Origin of the sequence: Tenacibaculum sp. 47A_GOM-205m (genome assembly GCF_000518405.1) — a bacterium.
In the GTDB taxonomy this organism is placed as follows: Bacteria; Bacteroidota; Bacteroidia; order Flavobacteriales; family Flavobacteriaceae; genus Polaribacter; species Polaribacter lutimaris.
The window spans coordinates 263,186-278,443 of sequence record NZ_JADN01000003.1 but is presented as its reverse complement, the minus strand read 5'-3'; the positions used below and the strand labels follow the sequence as shown (position 1 = coordinate 278,443).

The 15,258-nt window shown below is 32.5% G+C and carries 18 protein-coding genes and 1 riboswitch; all 18 genes read right to left on the bottom strand.

Features of this window, described 5'->3' with window-relative positions; all coding sequences use genetic code 11:
• Positions 1–63 precede the first annotated feature (63 nt).
• The 18 genes from thiC to secY all read right to left on the bottom strand — a co-directional run bounded on the left by thiC (position 64) and on the right by secY (position 15,254).
• The gene (thiC, locus tag N534_RS0101340) at positions 64–1,923 is read right to left on the bottom strand and encodes a phosphomethylpyrimidine synthase ThiC (protein WP_028890760.1); all 1,860 of its coding nucleotides are present in this window, start codon (positions 1,921–1,923) and stop codon (positions 64–66) included.
• A gap of 46 nt (positions 1,924–1,969) precedes the next feature.
• Positions 1,970–2,173: a sulfur carrier protein ThiS gene (thiS, locus tag N534_RS0101335; RefSeq protein ID WP_028890759.1), complete on the bottom strand. Its 204-nt coding sequence runs from the start codon at positions 2,171–2,173 to the stop codon at positions 1,970–1,972.
• A 71-nt stretch (positions 2,174–2,244) separates the two neighbouring features.
• A riboswitch (TPP riboswitch) is annotated at positions 2,245–2,339 on the bottom strand.
• A gap of 95 nt (positions 2,340–2,434) precedes the next feature.
• Positions 2,435–3,391 (bottom strand): arginase, encoded by a 957-nt coding sequence (locus N534_RS0101330; protein WP_028890758.1) that lies wholly within the window; start codon positions 3,389–3,391, stop codon positions 2,435–2,437.
• Positions 3,392–3,449: 58 nt separating this feature from the next.
• Positions 3,450–4,736, bottom strand: a complete 1,287-nt coding sequence (locus tag N534_RS0101325) for a citrate synthase (RefSeq protein WP_028890757.1) — start codon at positions 4,734–4,736, stop codon at positions 3,450–3,452.
• 163 nt (positions 4,737–4,899) lie between these two features.
• Positions 4,900–5,553, bottom strand: a complete 654-nt coding sequence (locus tag N534_RS0101320) for a hypothetical protein (RefSeq protein WP_156025517.1) — start codon at positions 5,551–5,553, stop codon at positions 4,900–4,902.
• A 36-nt stretch (positions 5,554–5,589) separates the two neighbouring features.
• On the bottom strand, positions 5,590–6,132 hold the full coding sequence (locus tag N534_RS0101315) for a hypothetical protein (protein WP_028890755.1): 543 nt from the start codon (positions 6,130–6,132) through the stop codon (positions 5,590–5,592).
• Between the two features lie 147 nt (positions 6,133–6,279).
• A complete protein-coding gene (gene eno / locus N534_RS0101310; protein WP_028890754.1) occupies positions 6,280–7,569 on the bottom strand; it encodes a phosphopyruvate hydratase in 1,290 nt (429 codons plus the stop codon).
• 74 nt (positions 7,570–7,643) lie between these two features.
• Positions 7,644–8,753, bottom strand: a complete 1,110-nt coding sequence (carA, locus tag N534_RS0101305; protein WP_028890753.1) for a glutamine-hydrolyzing carbamoyl-phosphate synthase small subunit — start codon at positions 8,751–8,753, stop codon at positions 7,644–7,646.
• A 78-nt stretch (positions 8,754–8,831) separates the two neighbouring features.
• Complete coding sequence (locus tag N534_RS0101300; RefSeq protein ID WP_028890752.1) at positions 8,832–9,485, bottom strand: hypothetical protein; 654 nt, start codon at positions 9,483–9,485, stop codon at positions 8,832–8,834.
• 12 nt (positions 9,486–9,497) lie between these two features.
• Positions 9,498–10,226: a hypothetical protein gene (locus tag N534_RS0101295; RefSeq protein ID WP_028890751.1), complete on the bottom strand. Its 729-nt coding sequence runs from the start codon at positions 10,224–10,226 to the stop codon at positions 9,498–9,500.
• Between the two features lie 95 nt (positions 10,227–10,321).
• Positions 10,322–10,798 carry a 50S ribosomal protein L17 gene (gene rplQ / locus N534_RS0101290; protein WP_028890750.1) on the bottom strand — a complete coding sequence of 159 codons (477 nt, stop codon included), beginning with the start codon at positions 10,796–10,798 and terminating at the stop codon, positions 10,322–10,324.
• A gap of 62 nt (positions 10,799–10,860) precedes the next feature.
• Positions 10,861–11,853, bottom strand: a complete 993-nt coding sequence (locus N534_RS0101285) for a DNA-directed RNA polymerase subunit alpha (RefSeq protein ID WP_028890749.1) — start codon at positions 11,851–11,853, stop codon at positions 10,861–10,863.
• Positions 11,854–11,956: 103 nt separating this feature from the next.
• Entirely contained in the window at positions 11,957–12,562 is a 606-nt protein-coding gene (rpsD, locus tag N534_RS0101280; protein WP_028890748.1) for a 30S ribosomal protein S4, read from the bottom strand.
• A 134-nt stretch (positions 12,563–12,696) separates the two neighbouring features.
• Positions 12,697–13,083: a 30S ribosomal protein S11 gene (gene rpsK / locus N534_RS0101275; protein ID WP_028890747.1), complete on the bottom strand. Its 387-nt coding sequence runs from the start codon at positions 13,081–13,083 to the stop codon at positions 12,697–12,699.
• 33 nt (positions 13,084–13,116) lie between these two features.
• Complete coding sequence (gene rpsM / locus N534_RS0101270) at positions 13,117–13,482, bottom strand: 30S ribosomal protein S13 (RefSeq protein ID WP_028890746.1); 366 nt, start codon at positions 13,480–13,482, stop codon at positions 13,117–13,119.
• Positions 13,483–13,588: 106 nt separating this feature from the next.
• Positions 13,589–13,705, bottom strand: coding sequence for a type B 50S ribosomal protein L36 (ykgO, locus tag N534_RS15170; RefSeq protein ID WP_010181906.1), 117 nt, complete (start codon positions 13,703–13,705; stop codon positions 13,589–13,591).
• A gap of 12 nt (positions 13,706–13,717) precedes the next feature.
• Positions 13,718–13,933, bottom strand: coding sequence for a translation initiation factor IF-1 (infA, locus tag N534_RS0101265; RefSeq protein WP_004568721.1), 216 nt, complete (start codon positions 13,931–13,933; stop codon positions 13,718–13,720).
• Position 13,934: 1 nt separating this feature from the next.
• Positions 13,935–15,254, bottom strand: coding sequence for a preprotein translocase subunit SecY (secY, locus tag N534_RS0101260; RefSeq protein ID WP_028890745.1), 1,320 nt, complete (start codon positions 15,252–15,254; stop codon positions 13,935–13,937).
• Between the last annotated feature and the right edge of the window lie 4 nt (positions 15,255–15,258).

Below are 15,258 nucleotides of genomic sequence, written 5' to 3'. Positions count from 1 at the left end.
TTAAATTATGAATTACGAATTTAGAAATTGTCAACTCGTAATTCATAATTCTATATTCAGAATTTATAGGTATACTTCTGATCCTTTATCTTTAAATTCTTTTGATTTCTCCTCCATTCCTTTTGCAAACACTTCATCTCCTTCTACTTTATTCTCAGCTGCAAAATCACGTACTTCTTGTGATATTTTCATAGAACAAAATTTTGGTCCACACATCGAGCAAAAGTGTGCAATTTTAGCTCCCTCAGCAGGTAAGGTTTCATCGTGATACTCTCTTGCTAGTTCTGGATCCAATCCTAAATTGAATTGATCTTCCCAACGGAATTCAAAACGTGCTTTACTTAAAGCATCATCTCTGTGTTGCGCTCCTGGGTGTCCTTTTGCTAAATCAGCTGCATGAGCTGCTAATTTATAAGTAACCACTCCTGTACGTACATCTTCTTTATTTGGTAACCCTAAATGTTCTTTTGGTGTAACATAACACAACATAGCACAACCAAACCATCCAATCATCGCTGCTCCAATACCTGAGGTAATATGATCGTATCCTGGTGCAATATCCGTAGTTAAAGGTCCTAAGGTATAAAACGGAGCTTCATCACAAGCTTCTAATTGTTTATCCATATTCGCTTTAATCATATGCATCGGCACGTGACCAGGCCCTTCAATAAAACATTGTACTTCATGTTTACGCGCTATTTTTGTTAACTCTCCTAAGGTTTCTAATTCAGCAAACTGCGCTTCGTCATTTGCATCTGCAATTGAGCCAGGACGTAAACCATCTCCTAATGAAAAAGCGACATCATAAGCTTTCATAATTTCACAAATTTCTTCAAAATGTGTATATAAAAAGCTCTCTTTATGATGTGCTAAACACCATTTTGCCATGATAGATCCTCCTCTTGATACAATTCCTGTAATACGTTTTGCCGTCATAGGTACATAACGCAAACGAACTCCTGCATGAATCGTAAAGTAATCTACTCCTTGCTCTGCTTGTTCTATTAATGTGTCTCTAAATATTTCCCAAGTTAAATCTTCAGCAACTCCATTTACTTTTTCTAAAGCTTGATAAATAGGTACGGTTCCTACTGGTACTGGTGAATTACGGATAATCCATTCACGAGTTTCATGAATATTTTTTCCTGTAGATAAATCCATGATATTATCTGCTCCCCAACGACATGCCCAAACTGCTTTTTCCACTTCTTCTTCTATTGATGAGGTTGTCGCTGAATTTCCTATGTTAGCATTAATTTTCACTAAAAAATTACGTCCTAAAATCATAGGTTCTGCTTCTGGGTGGTTTATATTCGAAGGAATTACCGCACGTCCTCTTGCTACTTCTTCTCTAACAAATTCAGGTGTAATTTTTGCAGGAATACTCGCTCCGAAATCTTGTCCTGGATGTTGCTCTGACAAACGTGTCATTTCATCTATTCGCTGATTTTCACGAATGGCAATATATTCCATTTCTGGAGTAATAATTCCTTTTTTTGCATAATGTAACTGTGTTACATTATGTCCTTTTTTAGCTCTTTTTGGTTTACTTTTTAAGTTGAAACGTAAATGGTCTAAGCTTTTATCATTTAATCGTTCGTTGCAATACTCCGAAGTAAATTCATTAAGCTCTTCTACATCACCTCTATCTAAAATCCACTGTTCACGAATACGCTCTAATCCATTATGAATATTAATTTCTTTCGTTGGATCTGTATATGGCCCAGAAGTATCATACACTGTTACGGGTTCGTTTGGTGTTCTTTTTTTAGTCATCGAATCCACAGTGTCGCTCAATTCAATTTCACGCATTGCTACTTTTATCTGCGGATGGATTTTTCCTTGAACATATATTTTTTTTGAATTCGGAAACGGTTGCCTTGTTACACCATCTTGTTTTGGTGCTGTATCTTTTTTCTTCATTTTAGGGTTGTTTGTTTATTCTTGTGAATTTTGTTTGCTGAAAATATTAACCTCCTTGTGTGGATTTAATGATTAAAATATTATCATTATTTTGGAGCATATGTGAAGTCCACTCTTCCTTTTTCACTACGTTACTATTAACTGCAATAGCAATACCATTAGTTTTAACTTTTAGCTCATTAACTAAATCTTGTAACGAAAGTGTTCTAGAAAATTCTTTTTGAGTGTCGTTTACTTTTAAGGTTATCATATAAAACTTATTTTAAAGTAAACTGTAGAAGAAGTTCAGAATCGTTTCTTTAAAAGAAAAACGACACCGAATAAAATGTTACAACTTTTCCCTACGCTGGTGTTAACCATATCAGGTTCTAAGGATGTTTCTCAAACTAGCGAACTAGCTACTCCTAAAGTTTACTGAAGCAAATATAAGTGTTTATTTTTCTAAACTACCTTTGTAAAATAAAAAAGCGAGTATGTACATACTCGCTTTTTTATTTTGTTTTATATTTTTTTATAAAGTCTTTACTTTTTTAGTTACTTCTTCAAGTACTTCAAAAGCAGTTTCAGCCATTTTATTTCCTTTGAAATCTAATAACGGATTTACTTCAACAAATTCTACACAAGCTACTTTTTTACTTGCTAATAATCCATTGATAATATTAATGATTTCATATTGATCAAATCCTTTAGGCACAGGTGTTCCTGTTCCATAAGAAATCATATCACAATCCATTGAATCTACATCAAACGACACATAAATAACATCACAATTAGAAAGTTTATCTAAAGCTTCGTTTACACAAACATCTAATCCTCTATAACGAACTTCAGCAACCATATAGTTTTTAATACCATACTTCTCCATTTGTTTATCCTCTGGTTCTTCTGTATCACGAACTCCAAAGAAGACAATATCTTCTGGCAATACTTTCTGCCCCGGAACACCGATGTTTTTCATACGTTCCCATAACTCTGACGTTTCTCTATCTACATCATTAATTTGGCAGTCTAAATTGTCATCTGAAATTGCAGCAGACAAAGGCATACCGTGAATATTCCCAGATGGCGATGTATAAGGTGAGTGTAAGTCACCATGAGCATCAATCCAAACCACACCTACTCTTTGTGTTGGGTAAGCTGCCTTAACACCACTAATGGTTCCTAATGCTGAAGAATGATCTCCTGACAAAACTATTGGAAACTTTCCTTCTTGCAAATTAACTTTCACATGGTTACTTAAACGTTTACATTGATTAAAAACGCTATCAATTCGTTTTGCAAATGAGTTGTTTACTTTATTGTAAATTGATTCGTTTTCTGTAATAACGTCTTCAAAATCATGCGAATCAAAATAATTACTTTTTTTATTTATGGCTGCTATTTCAATAGCATCAACTCCCATATCAGAACCGCGAGTTCCAGCTCCAATATCTGATCTATTTTTGATAATTTTAATTTCTTTCATCATCAATTATATTAAATAAAAAAATGTCATTTAAATTATTAAATGACACTTTTTTCATGTTTTATCTTTTGTCTATTTCTACGAACTCCCTTAAATTCTCTCCAACATATACTTGACGTGGACGACCGATTGGCTCTTTGCGTAAACGCATTTCTCTCCATTGAGCAATCCATCCTGGTAAACGCCCTAAGGCAAACATTACAGTAAACATTTCTACAGGAATTCCCATCGCACGGTAGATAATACCTGAGTAAAAATCTACGTTAGGGTATAATTTTCTATCAACAAAGTATTGATCTTCTAAAGCTTCTCTTTCTAAACCTTTAGCAACATCTAAAATTGGATCTTCAACTCCTAAATCTCCTAATACTTCGTCTGCTGCCTTCTTAATAATCTTTGCTCTTGGATCAAAGTTTTTATATACACGGTGTCCGAATCCCATTAAACGGAAAGGATCTTCTTTGTCTTTTGCTTTACCCATGTATTTTTTAGTATCTCCACCATCTTCTTTGATAGCTTCTAACATTTCAAGTACTGCTTGATTTGCTCCACCATGTAAAGGTCCCCATAACGCAGAGATACCTGCTGATAATGATGCAAATAAACCTGCATGAGAAGAACCTACGATACGTACTGTTGAAGTTGAACAGTTTTGCTCGTGGTCTGCGTGTAAGATTAATAACTTATCTAAAGCATTAATCATAATTGGGTTTAAATCATACTCATCATTAGGCTTTTGGAACATCATTGTTAAGATATTTTCTACATATCCTAATTTACGAGAGCCATAGTGTAATGGTAGGCCTTGTTTTTTACGTAATGTCCAAGCTACTAAAACAGGGAATTTACCCATAATTTTAACGATAGCCTTGTACATATCTTCTTCTGAATCAACATTTACAGAAGACGGATTAAAAGCTGTTAAAGCTGATGTTAACGAAGATAACACTCCCATTGGGTGTGCATTTTTAGGAAAAGCATCAATGATTTTCTTAATATCATCATCTACAATAGCTTCATCTAATATATCTGCATAAAACTTATCTAATTGCTCTTTTGTTGGTAACTCACCAAAAATTAACAAGTAAGCTACTTCTAAAAAGTCTGCTTTTTCCGCTAATTCTTCAATAGAATATCCTCTGTATCTTAAAATTCCTTGTTCACCATCTAAAAATGTTATAGCACTTTGGCATGAACCTGTATTTTTATACCCTGGATCAATGGTAATAACACCGTCCGTGGCTCCTCTTAAGGCTTTAATATCAATTGCGGTTTCATTTTCTGTTCCTTTTACTAAAGGAAACTCATACGTTTTTTCGCCAATTTGTAATTTTGCTATATCTGACATTTTAAATTTCTTAAATTTTAATGATTGAAGTGAGTTGCGAATATACCATTTTTTGAATTATTTTAAAAGACTCAACAAATAGATTTTTGATATAAATACATAACTTTTTTTTATTAAAAATCTATTTCAAAATGAGCTATTTTATTCTCTATAAATAAAACATTTAAAACTGCAATCCAATTCCAAAGCCGTAACCTGATCGAAAAACAATATCGCTTGGTATTTCAGTCCCTAAAAGAGGCTTTTTTAGCGCATAAGAATCATTGTCCCAAAAAATACTGAAAACAACTCTAAAATCATCAAAATCTGTTAACTCCTTTATAGGAAATTGTAAGCCTACTCGAATATTTCCTTCTCCTGCCTCGTTTTTTACATTATTTGAAACACCAATACTTCTTGCGGTCATTAAATACAGATTGACACCCTCATAATTTTTAAAATAATACCGAAAACTTGCTCCTAATTTTAGCCCTGTAATACTTCCTTGCGATTGATGTTGAATTCCTGCCACGGCTCCAAAAGTTAATTTCTTTAAAATAGGATAGCTTATATTGTAAAATAATTCGAATGATAAACGTCTTTTTAATTCTTGTGCTGAAAAATACTCATCAGTACTAAAACTATATTTTATTTCACTTGGGAGAGATGTTCCAAACTCTATCGTTTGAATAAGTTTTGGAGGTAACTCATTTGAGTTCTTTTCATCTTTAGCAATTTCTTTTCCTGTTTGTACAGTATCATAAATACTTATTTGAGCATTTGAAAAGACACTAATAAATAGCATTATTAGCAGCAATGCAACCATTTTATTCTTCATAAAAGCAATTTTAATAGGTTTGTTGTTAACAATATATTACAAATCAAACCCTAGGTTTAGTTGCAACATCAAAGGAAAAAAGCCGTGACCTCCATCAACATCAAAATAATAAATTGGCCCCATATCAAATAGTAGATGGAAATTTTTACCATACTTACGTTGAATACCCCAAGTTGGTCCTATAGCAAAATCTAATTTATCAGTAACTACATCATCTCCAAAAAGAGTTTTACCTCTTGTTAAGACACGAACTGACACAAAATTTCCTGAATTGTTGGTGGTATCCAATCCTTTTATTTTACGCTTATCAAAATTGTAAAACCATTTGTGCTGTATATCAACAAAAGGATTTATAGCATACACAAGTCCTGTATCTACATCAGAAGCTGAAGAATGCGGATAGCTTCCGCTATATCCAATACCTAAACCAACAGAAAGTGTTGATTTATTTCCTGTTGGCATTTCATATTCAATACCTGGATTTAAAAAATTAATTCTCCAAACACTTTCAGTTTGTTTTTCTTGAGAAAATAATGTCACAGTGATTAAGCTGCAAATAAATAGCATTGTTCTTTTCATAGCTTATTTTTTATTATTAAATAACTTTATAACAATATAAGAGGGCAATACCCTACTTTATTCAAACTTCTATCATATATAAGTACAAAAAAAACTCATACAGTAACTGTATGAGTTTTTATATATACTAATAAATGTTTTTTGTAATTACTTTACTTTAAACGCTTTTTCTTGCGGATAGTAAGCTACATCTGCTAATTGTTCCTCAATACGTAATAATTGATTATACTTTGCCATACGATCTGAACGTGAAGCTGAACCAGTTTTAATTTGTCCACAATTTAACGCTACCGCTAAATCAGCAATAGTATTATCTTCAGTTTCTCCTGAACGGTGACTCATTACAGAAGTATAACCTGCATTATGCGCCATATTTACCGCAGCAATCGTTTCTGTTAATGTACCTATCTGGTTTACTTTGATTAAGATTGAATTTGCAATGCCGTTTTCAATTCCTCTTGATAAACGCTCAACATTAGTAACAAATAAATCATCTCCTACTAATTGAACTTTATCCCCAACTTTTTCTGTTAGCATTTTCCATCCATCCCAATCATTTTCATCCATTCCATCTTCAATAGAAATAATAGGATACTTTTCACATAACTCAGCTAAATAAGCAGCTTGCTCTTCTGATGTTCTTACAGCTCCTTTATCTCCTTCAAACTTGGTATAATCATACTTTCCGTCTACATAAAACTCAGCTGAAGCACAATCTAAAGCTATCATTACTTCATCACCAAATTTATAACCAGCATTTTTAGTTGCTAAAGCAATTGTTTCGATAGCGTCCTCAGTTCCTTCTAACGTCGGAGCAAAACCTCCTTCATCACCTACGGCGGTAGACAAATTACGATCGTGTAATACTTTCTTTAAATGGTGAAAAATTTCAGATCCCACTTGCATCGCTTCTGTAAAGTTTTGAGCCTTTACTGGCATTACCATAAACTCTTGGAAGGCGATTGGTGCATCTGAATGAGAACCTCCATTAATGATGTTCATCATAGGAACAGGCAACGTATTAGCTGAAACACCACCTATATAACGGTATAATGGTAATCCTAATTCATTTGCGGCAGCTTTAGCTACTGCTAATGAAACACCCAAAATAGCATTTGCTCCTAATACTGATTTATTTGGAGTTCCGTCTAAATCAATCATCATTTGATCAATCATATTTTGTTCAAAAACAGATACTCCTAATAATTCTTGAGCAATTACAGTGTTTACATTTTCAACAGCTTTTAACACTCCTTTACCCATATAATCATTTCCTCCATCACGTAATTCAACAGCTTCGTGTTCTCCTGTAGAAGCCCCCGATGGCACTGCTGCTCTACCTACAACTCCGTTTTCAGTAGTTACATCTACTTCTACGGTAGGATTCCCTCTTGAATCAAAAATTTGACGTGCGTGAATGTTGATTATCATACTCATAGTTGTTTATTTTTAAGATACATTCCCGTGAGTTACGACCCACGGGAATGTATTATATTTTTTAAAGATTTTTATTAAGCTTTTACTTTTTTAATATTTTCGATAAACTGATCAAATAAGTACTCTGCATCATGTGGCCCAGGGCTCGCTTCTGGATGGTACTGTACAGAAAATACATTTTTAGATTTCATTCTGATACCTGCTACCGTATTGTCATTTAAATGTACATGTGTAATCTCTACATCTGGATGCGCTTCTGTTTCTTCTCTATTGATAGCAAACCCGTGGTTTTGAGAAGTAATTTCTCCTTTACCTGTCAACAAATTCTTTACTGGATGATTAATTCCTCTGTGACCATTGTGCATCTTATAAGTAGAAATTCCGTTAGCTAATGCAATTACTTGGTGTCCTAAACAAATTCCAAATAATGGTAAATCTTTTTCGATTATTTGCTTTGCTGTATTTTGAGCTTCTTCTAGAGGCTCTGGATCACCAGGTCCATTTGAAATAAAATATCCATCTGGATTGAAATCACTCATTTCCTCAAAACTTGCATTGTAAGGGTATACTTTAATATAAGCTCCTCTTTTTGCTAAATTTCTCAAAATGTTTTTCTTTATACCAATATCTAAAGCTGAAATTTTAATCGGTGCATTCTCATCTCCTACAAAATATGGCTCTTTCGTTGACACTTTAGAAGCTAACTCTAATCCTTCCATATTTGGAGTTTCAGCTAACTGCTTTTTTAATTCCTCTACATTATCTACCTCAGTAGAAATAATAGCGTTCATTGCTCCATTATCTCTAATATAAGATACTAATGCACGGGTATCTACATCAGAAATAGCTACTAAATTGTGTTTCTTAAACCAATCTAATAAATTTCCATCAGAATCTACACGAGAGTGTGTAAAACTGAAATTACGACAAATTAATCCAGAAATTTTAATTCCATCTGATTCTACTTCTTCATCGTTAACTCCATAATTACCAATATGTGCATTGGTTGTTACCATAAGTTGTCCGAAGTAAGAAGGGTCAGTAAAAATTTCTTGGTACCCTGTCATACCGGTATTAAAACAAATTTCTCCTGTTGCGGTTCCTTCTATCCCAATAGATTTACCGTAGAAAATAGTTCCGTCTGCTAATAAAACTAATGCTTTTTTACGTGTTTGATATTTCATTTAGTGGTGTTGTGTAATTTGTTTGCAAAAATATATAAAAAAAGGACAAACATTAAATGTTTGTCCTTTTAAGTTCTTTTATAATGAATTATAATATCTCATTATTTTAAATAAATCTCCTTCATCTTTAAATGACAAGGATTCTCGTTTAGAAAATTTATCTAGCTCTTTTCTTAATTCTCTTGGTAACTCATTTAAAATAGAAGATTTTTTAAGTTTTACTTCTATTAACTCATTTCCTTTTTTGAGAAAATATTTTCCTTTCTTTTTATACTCTCCTTTTTTTATAACCTGATATGTCATTTTATTGACTACTGGTTTAACTTTTTTTAACAAAATTTTCTTTAATAAAGACAAACCCTTTGGATTATAAAAAATTTCTTGATAAAAAACATCATTAATTTTTAAATACTTTTTTCCTTTTACTATGACCTCATTAATATTTTCAAAAACAAAAAGTTCTTTATCTGAAATTTTACTTACAAATTTCTTCCTATTGAGATCATAATTTATATTAGAAAGTTTATATATTTTCCCAGTGGTTAATGTTATAATGGAAGGATTATTCCAGCTATCAAACAAAAAAGGTGTTCCATTCATCTCATTATTTTCAGAAAACTCTGAAAATTCCCCATTATTATAAGTTCCAGTAATCTTTGTTAAATTTAACTGACTTTGTGAAAAAATCACATTAACAAATAACAATAAAGATAATACAGAGATTCTTTCCATAATTTAAATTAATTATAAGTTATCTATGTATCTAAATAAAGAAATTATTTCACCTTCATTTTTAAGAGACAAATTATTCTCTTCTATATAAGACAATGCTTTTTTCTTATTGTTGGTTGTTAAAATCTTTAAAACCTGTCTTTTATTTAAGTCAATACCTTTTAACTTATCTTCCTTTTTAATATAATAATTCTCTTTTTTAACAAACTCTGCTGGTTTAAGTTGTTGGTTTGTCATCTTATTCATTAATGGAGGATTTAACTTCCCAGAATATTTTTTAAAAAATGATATTTCATTACCTTTATAAAGCTCTAAGTAATAATCTCCTTTAATATTAATAAAAGATTTGTCTTCTACTTTTACTTCTTTTAAATCTTTATAAACATAAACACTATCTTTTGAAACTTTAGACAAAAACTTTCCTTCTTCTAAATCAAAATTCAAATTGTTAAGTTCATAAGTTTTCTCTGCCCGAGAAACAATAATACTTTTGTTATTCCAATTATCAAACAAATAAAAAGAGCCTTTAATTCCTTTTTCTGCAGCATTTTTAACTGTTGGTATTTCTCTTTTATATATATAACTTCCACCAAGCATGTTTGGATTAAAATTAGACAAACTTGCCACTTCAGATATAGGGTGCTGGATATTTATGTCATCTGGACTTCCTTTTTGAGAATGACAATACACTGCAAACAACAAACTAAAAACACCCAAAAAGCTTTTTTTAAAATCATTCATAACTTTTTTTTTAGATTAATCTTCTAAAGATATAAAAAAAGGGATAAACATTAAAATGTTCATCCCTTTGATTTAATTTATAAAAATTTTCATTTTTATTCTTCTTCTTGTGAAGTTTGAGTTTCAACAGCAGCAGCTTCAGTTTTCTTCGCTCCACCACGACGGCTACGACGAGTACTCTTTTTAGCTTTGTCACCTTTTGGGTTGTATAACTCGTTATAATCAACTAACTCAACCATAGCCATAGGAGCGTTATCTCCTTGACGGTTTCCTAACTTGATTATACGTACATATCCTCCAGGTCTGTCTGCAACTTTTACAGAAACTTCTTTGAATAATTCTGTAACAGCCTCTTTGTTACGTAAGTAACTAAATACTACACGACGGTTGTGAGTTGTATCATCTTTAGATTTTGTAATTAAAGGCTCAACAAACTTACGTAAAGCTTTTGCTTTAGCTTCTGTAGTATTGATTCGCTTGTGCTCGATTAAAGAACAAGCCATGTTAGATAACATCGCTTTTCTGTGCGCTGTCTTTCTACCTAAATGATTAAATTTCTTTCCGTGTCTCATGACATTTGGTTTTAGCTCTCATCTTGCTACTACCCTAGTTTAGGGGAGCAAAATATGAAAGGTTAATCTTTATCTAATTTGTATTTACTTAAATCCATCCCGAAATTTAATCCTTTGTTAGCCACTAACTCGTCTAATTCAGTTAATGATTTTTTACCAAAGTTTCTGAACTTCATTAAATCACTTTTGTTAAATGATACTAAGTCTCCTAAAGTATCAACTTCTGCAGCTTTTAAACAGTTTAAAGCACGAACTGATAAATCCATATCAACTAATTTCGTCTTTAATAACTGACGCATGTGTAATGATTCCTCATCATATGTTTCAGTCTGTGCGATTTCATCTGCCTCTAAAGTTATACGCTCATCAGAGAATAACATAAAGTGGTGGATTAAAATCTTAGCTGCTTCGGTTAAGGCATCTTTAGGATTGATAGAACCATCAGTATCGATATCGAAAACTAATTTTTCATAATCGGTCTTTTGCTCTACACGGAAATTTTCAATTGCATATTTTACATTCTTAATTGGAGTGTAAATAGAATCTGTGAAAATTGTTCCTAAAGGTGCACCAGCTCTTTTGTTTTCTTCTGCTGGTACAAAACCTCTACCTTTTTCAATGGTAATTTCAGCATTTAACGTTACTGATTTATCCATGTTACAAAGCACTAAATCTGGGTTTAATACTTGGAAACCTGAAATAAATTTTTGTAAATCTCCAGCGGTTAATTGCTCTTGTCCTGATATTGCGATAGAAACTGTTTCTCTGTCAGATTCTTCAATCTGTTTCTTAAAACGAACTTGTTTTAAGTTTAAGATGATTTCAGTTACGTCTTCTACAACACCTTGAATTGTTGAAAATTCGTGATCTACTCCATCGATACGTAATGATGTAATAGCGAATCCTTCTAATGAAGATAATAATACTCTTCTTAAAGCATTACCAACTGTTAATCCAAAACCTGGTTCAAGAGGTCTAAATTCAAATCTTCCTGAAAAATCAGTAGATTCAATCATAATTACCTTATCAGGTTTTTGAAAATTTAAAATTGCCATATTAATTTGTTTTCTTCGTTTTAATTGTTATTCAGTTGCGCGGTTTATAGGTTTGAAGAAGTACGAATAAACCCTTTGGCTAAATACCAATATAATTAATTTATTACTTAGAGTATAATTCTACGATTAATTGCTCTTTAATGTTCTCAGGAATTTGTAATCTTTCTGGAGCTTTTACAAAAGTTCCTGATTTCAAATCAGCATTCCAAGTTAACCACTCGTAAACAGAACTATTAGCAGCTAATGCATTTTCGATAGCTTCTAATGATTTAGATTTCTCTCTTACTGCAACAACATCTCCTGCTTGTAATCTGTAAGAAGGAATGTTTACGATATCTCCGTTAACTGTAATGTGACGGTGAGAAACTAATTGACGAGCAGCTCTACGAGAAGTAGCGATACCTAAACGGAACACAACATTATCTAAACGAGACTCACATAATTGTAATAACACCTCACCAGTAATTCCTCCTGATGCTTGTGCTTTCTTAAATATGTTACGGAATTGACGCTCTAAAATACCATAAGTATATTTTGCTTTTTGCTTCTCCATTAACTGGATAGCATATTCCGATTTTTTACCTCTACGTTTAGCAACACCATGTTGTCCTGGAGGGTAATTTCTTTTTTCGAAGTTTTTATCATCTCCGAAAATTGCTTCGCCAAACTTACGAGCAATCTTAGTTTTTGGTCCTGTATATCTTGCCATTTCTAATTAATTTAGTAGGGATTATGAATTAAGGCGTACTCCTTCGATAATCTTTTAATCCTACTGTTGTTAAAATACTTAATTTTTTGTGCACAAAGGTACACTAAATAAAGTATAAGTTGAATTACTTCAACTTATACTCTTCTTCTTTTAGGTGGACGACATCCGTTGTGTGGGATTGGAGTAACATCGATGATTTCAGTTACTTCGATACCAGCATTGTGGATAGATCTGATTGCAGATTCTCTACCGTTACCTGGTCCTTTAACATACACTTTTACTTTACGTAAACCAGCTTCTTTTGCAACTTCTGCACAATCTTCTGCTGCTAATTGAGCTGCGTAAGGAGTGTTCTTTTTAGAACCTCTGAAACCCATTTTACCTGCAGATGACCAAGAAATTACATCACCTTTTTTGTTTGTTAAAGAAATAATAATATTGTTAAATGATGCAGTTACGTGAGCTTCACCAACTGATTCAATTATAACTTTACGTTTTTTTGTTACTTTAGACTTTGCCATAATTCTTTACTATTAGTAAAAAATAATCAATGATTATTTTTTCTTGTTAGCTACAGTTTTTCTCTTACCTTTTCTTGTACGAGAGTTATTCTTCGTTCTTTGTCCTCTTAATGGTAAACCAAGTCTGTGACGAATACCTCTTTGACATCCGATGTCCATTAAACGTTTAATGTTTAATTGAACTTCAGAACGTAACTCACCTTCAATAGTGTAAGTTCCTACTTGCTCACGAATTGCTGCAATTTGATCATCAGTCCAATCTTGAACTTTGATGCTTTCGTCTATGTTAGCAGCTGCTAAAATCTCTTTAGCTCTGCTTCTTCCTACACCAAAGATATATGTTAAAGCGATAACACCTCTTTTATTCTTTGGAATATCTATACCTGCGATTCTTGCCATATAATTTAGTTTTTAGCTGTTAGCTTTTAGTTGTTAGAATCCTAAACATTTCTATTTCAAACAGATTCATCTAACTACTAATTACTAATGACTAGTGTCTTATTTATTATCCTTGTCTTTGTTTAAATCTAGGATTCTTTTTGTTAATTACGTATAAACGGCCTTTTCTGCGTACAATTTTGCAGTCAGCACTTCTTTTCTTTAATGATGCTCTTACTTTCATCAGTGTGTGTTTTTAATATCTGTAAGTAATTCTTGCCTTTGATAAATCATACGGACTCATTTCTAATTTCACCTTATCTCCAGGTAATAATTTGATATAATGCATACGCATTTTTCCCGAAATGTGCGCCGTAACAATATGTCCGTTTTCTAATTCTACACGGAACATAGCGTTTGATAAAGCTTCTGTAATAGTCCCGTCTTGTTGAATTGCTGATTGCTTAGCCATATTATTTTAATGATTTTCTGTTACTGTTTCCTGTTTTCATTAAACCGTCATAACGACTATTTAATAAATACGAGTTTATTTGCTGAATAGTGTCTATTGCAACTCCTACCATAATGATTAATGAAGTTCCACCGTAAAACATTGCCCAGTTTTGAGTAACTCCAAACTTTACAATGATTGCTGGTAAAATAGATAAAGCTGCTAAGAAGATTGATCCTGGTAATGTAATTTTTGACAATACTGAATCTAAAAAGTTAGCTGTTTCTTCACCTGGTTTATACCCTGGAACAAAACCATTACTTCTCTTTAAGTCTTCTGCCATTTTATTCGTTGGAATAGTAATAGCAGTATAAAAGTAACTAAAGACAATAATTAATAAAGCAAATATAACGTTATACCATAAACCGTTAATATCAGTTAAACTGTTTAATGCTGGGTATTTTTGCCCTAATGCAATTGGTAAAAACATAATTGCTTGAGCAAAGATAATTGGCATTACACCAGCAGCATTCAACTTTAATGGAATGTACTGTCTTGCACCATCAACATCTTTAATGTTTGTAACTGCTGTACGACGTGCATATTGAACTGCTACTTTACGTACTGCGGTAACTAATAATACGGTTAACAAGATTACCACAAACCAAACTATTAATTCGATTAAAATCATCATAATTCCTCCTGCTCCTGCAGTTTGCTTAGAAACTAATTCTTGAATAAATGCAGCTGGGAAGTTTGCGATAATACCTACAGTAATTAATAATGATATACCATTACCAACTCCTTTATCAGTAATACGCTCTCCTAACCACATTGCAAAAATTGTTCCTGCACTTAAAAGAATAATAGATGATACCCAAAATGTTGCTCCTGTTACTAAGAATGCTTCAGCTGGTAACCCCATTTGATTTTGGATAACTCCAATATAAGTAGGTGCTTGAAACAATGTAATAGCAATTGTAAGCCATCTTGTTATTTGCGTAATCTTCTTACGTCCACTTTCTCCATCTTTTTGTAGTTTTTGTAAATATGGTACCGCAATACCCATTAACTGAACTACAATAGAAGCAGAAATATAAGGCATTATACCAAGTGCCATTACTGACGCTCTAGCAAATGCCCCACCTGTAAATGCGTTTAATAAACCTAAAAGTCCATCAGAAGTACTGTCTTTTAATGCTGTTAATTGAGTTGGATCAATTCCTGGTAATGGAACAGCTGCCATAAAACGGTAAACAGCAATTAAACCTAAGGTTAAAAGTAATTTCTCTTTTAACTCTTCTATCTTCCAAATGTCTTTTAAAGTATTTATAAAATTCATCATT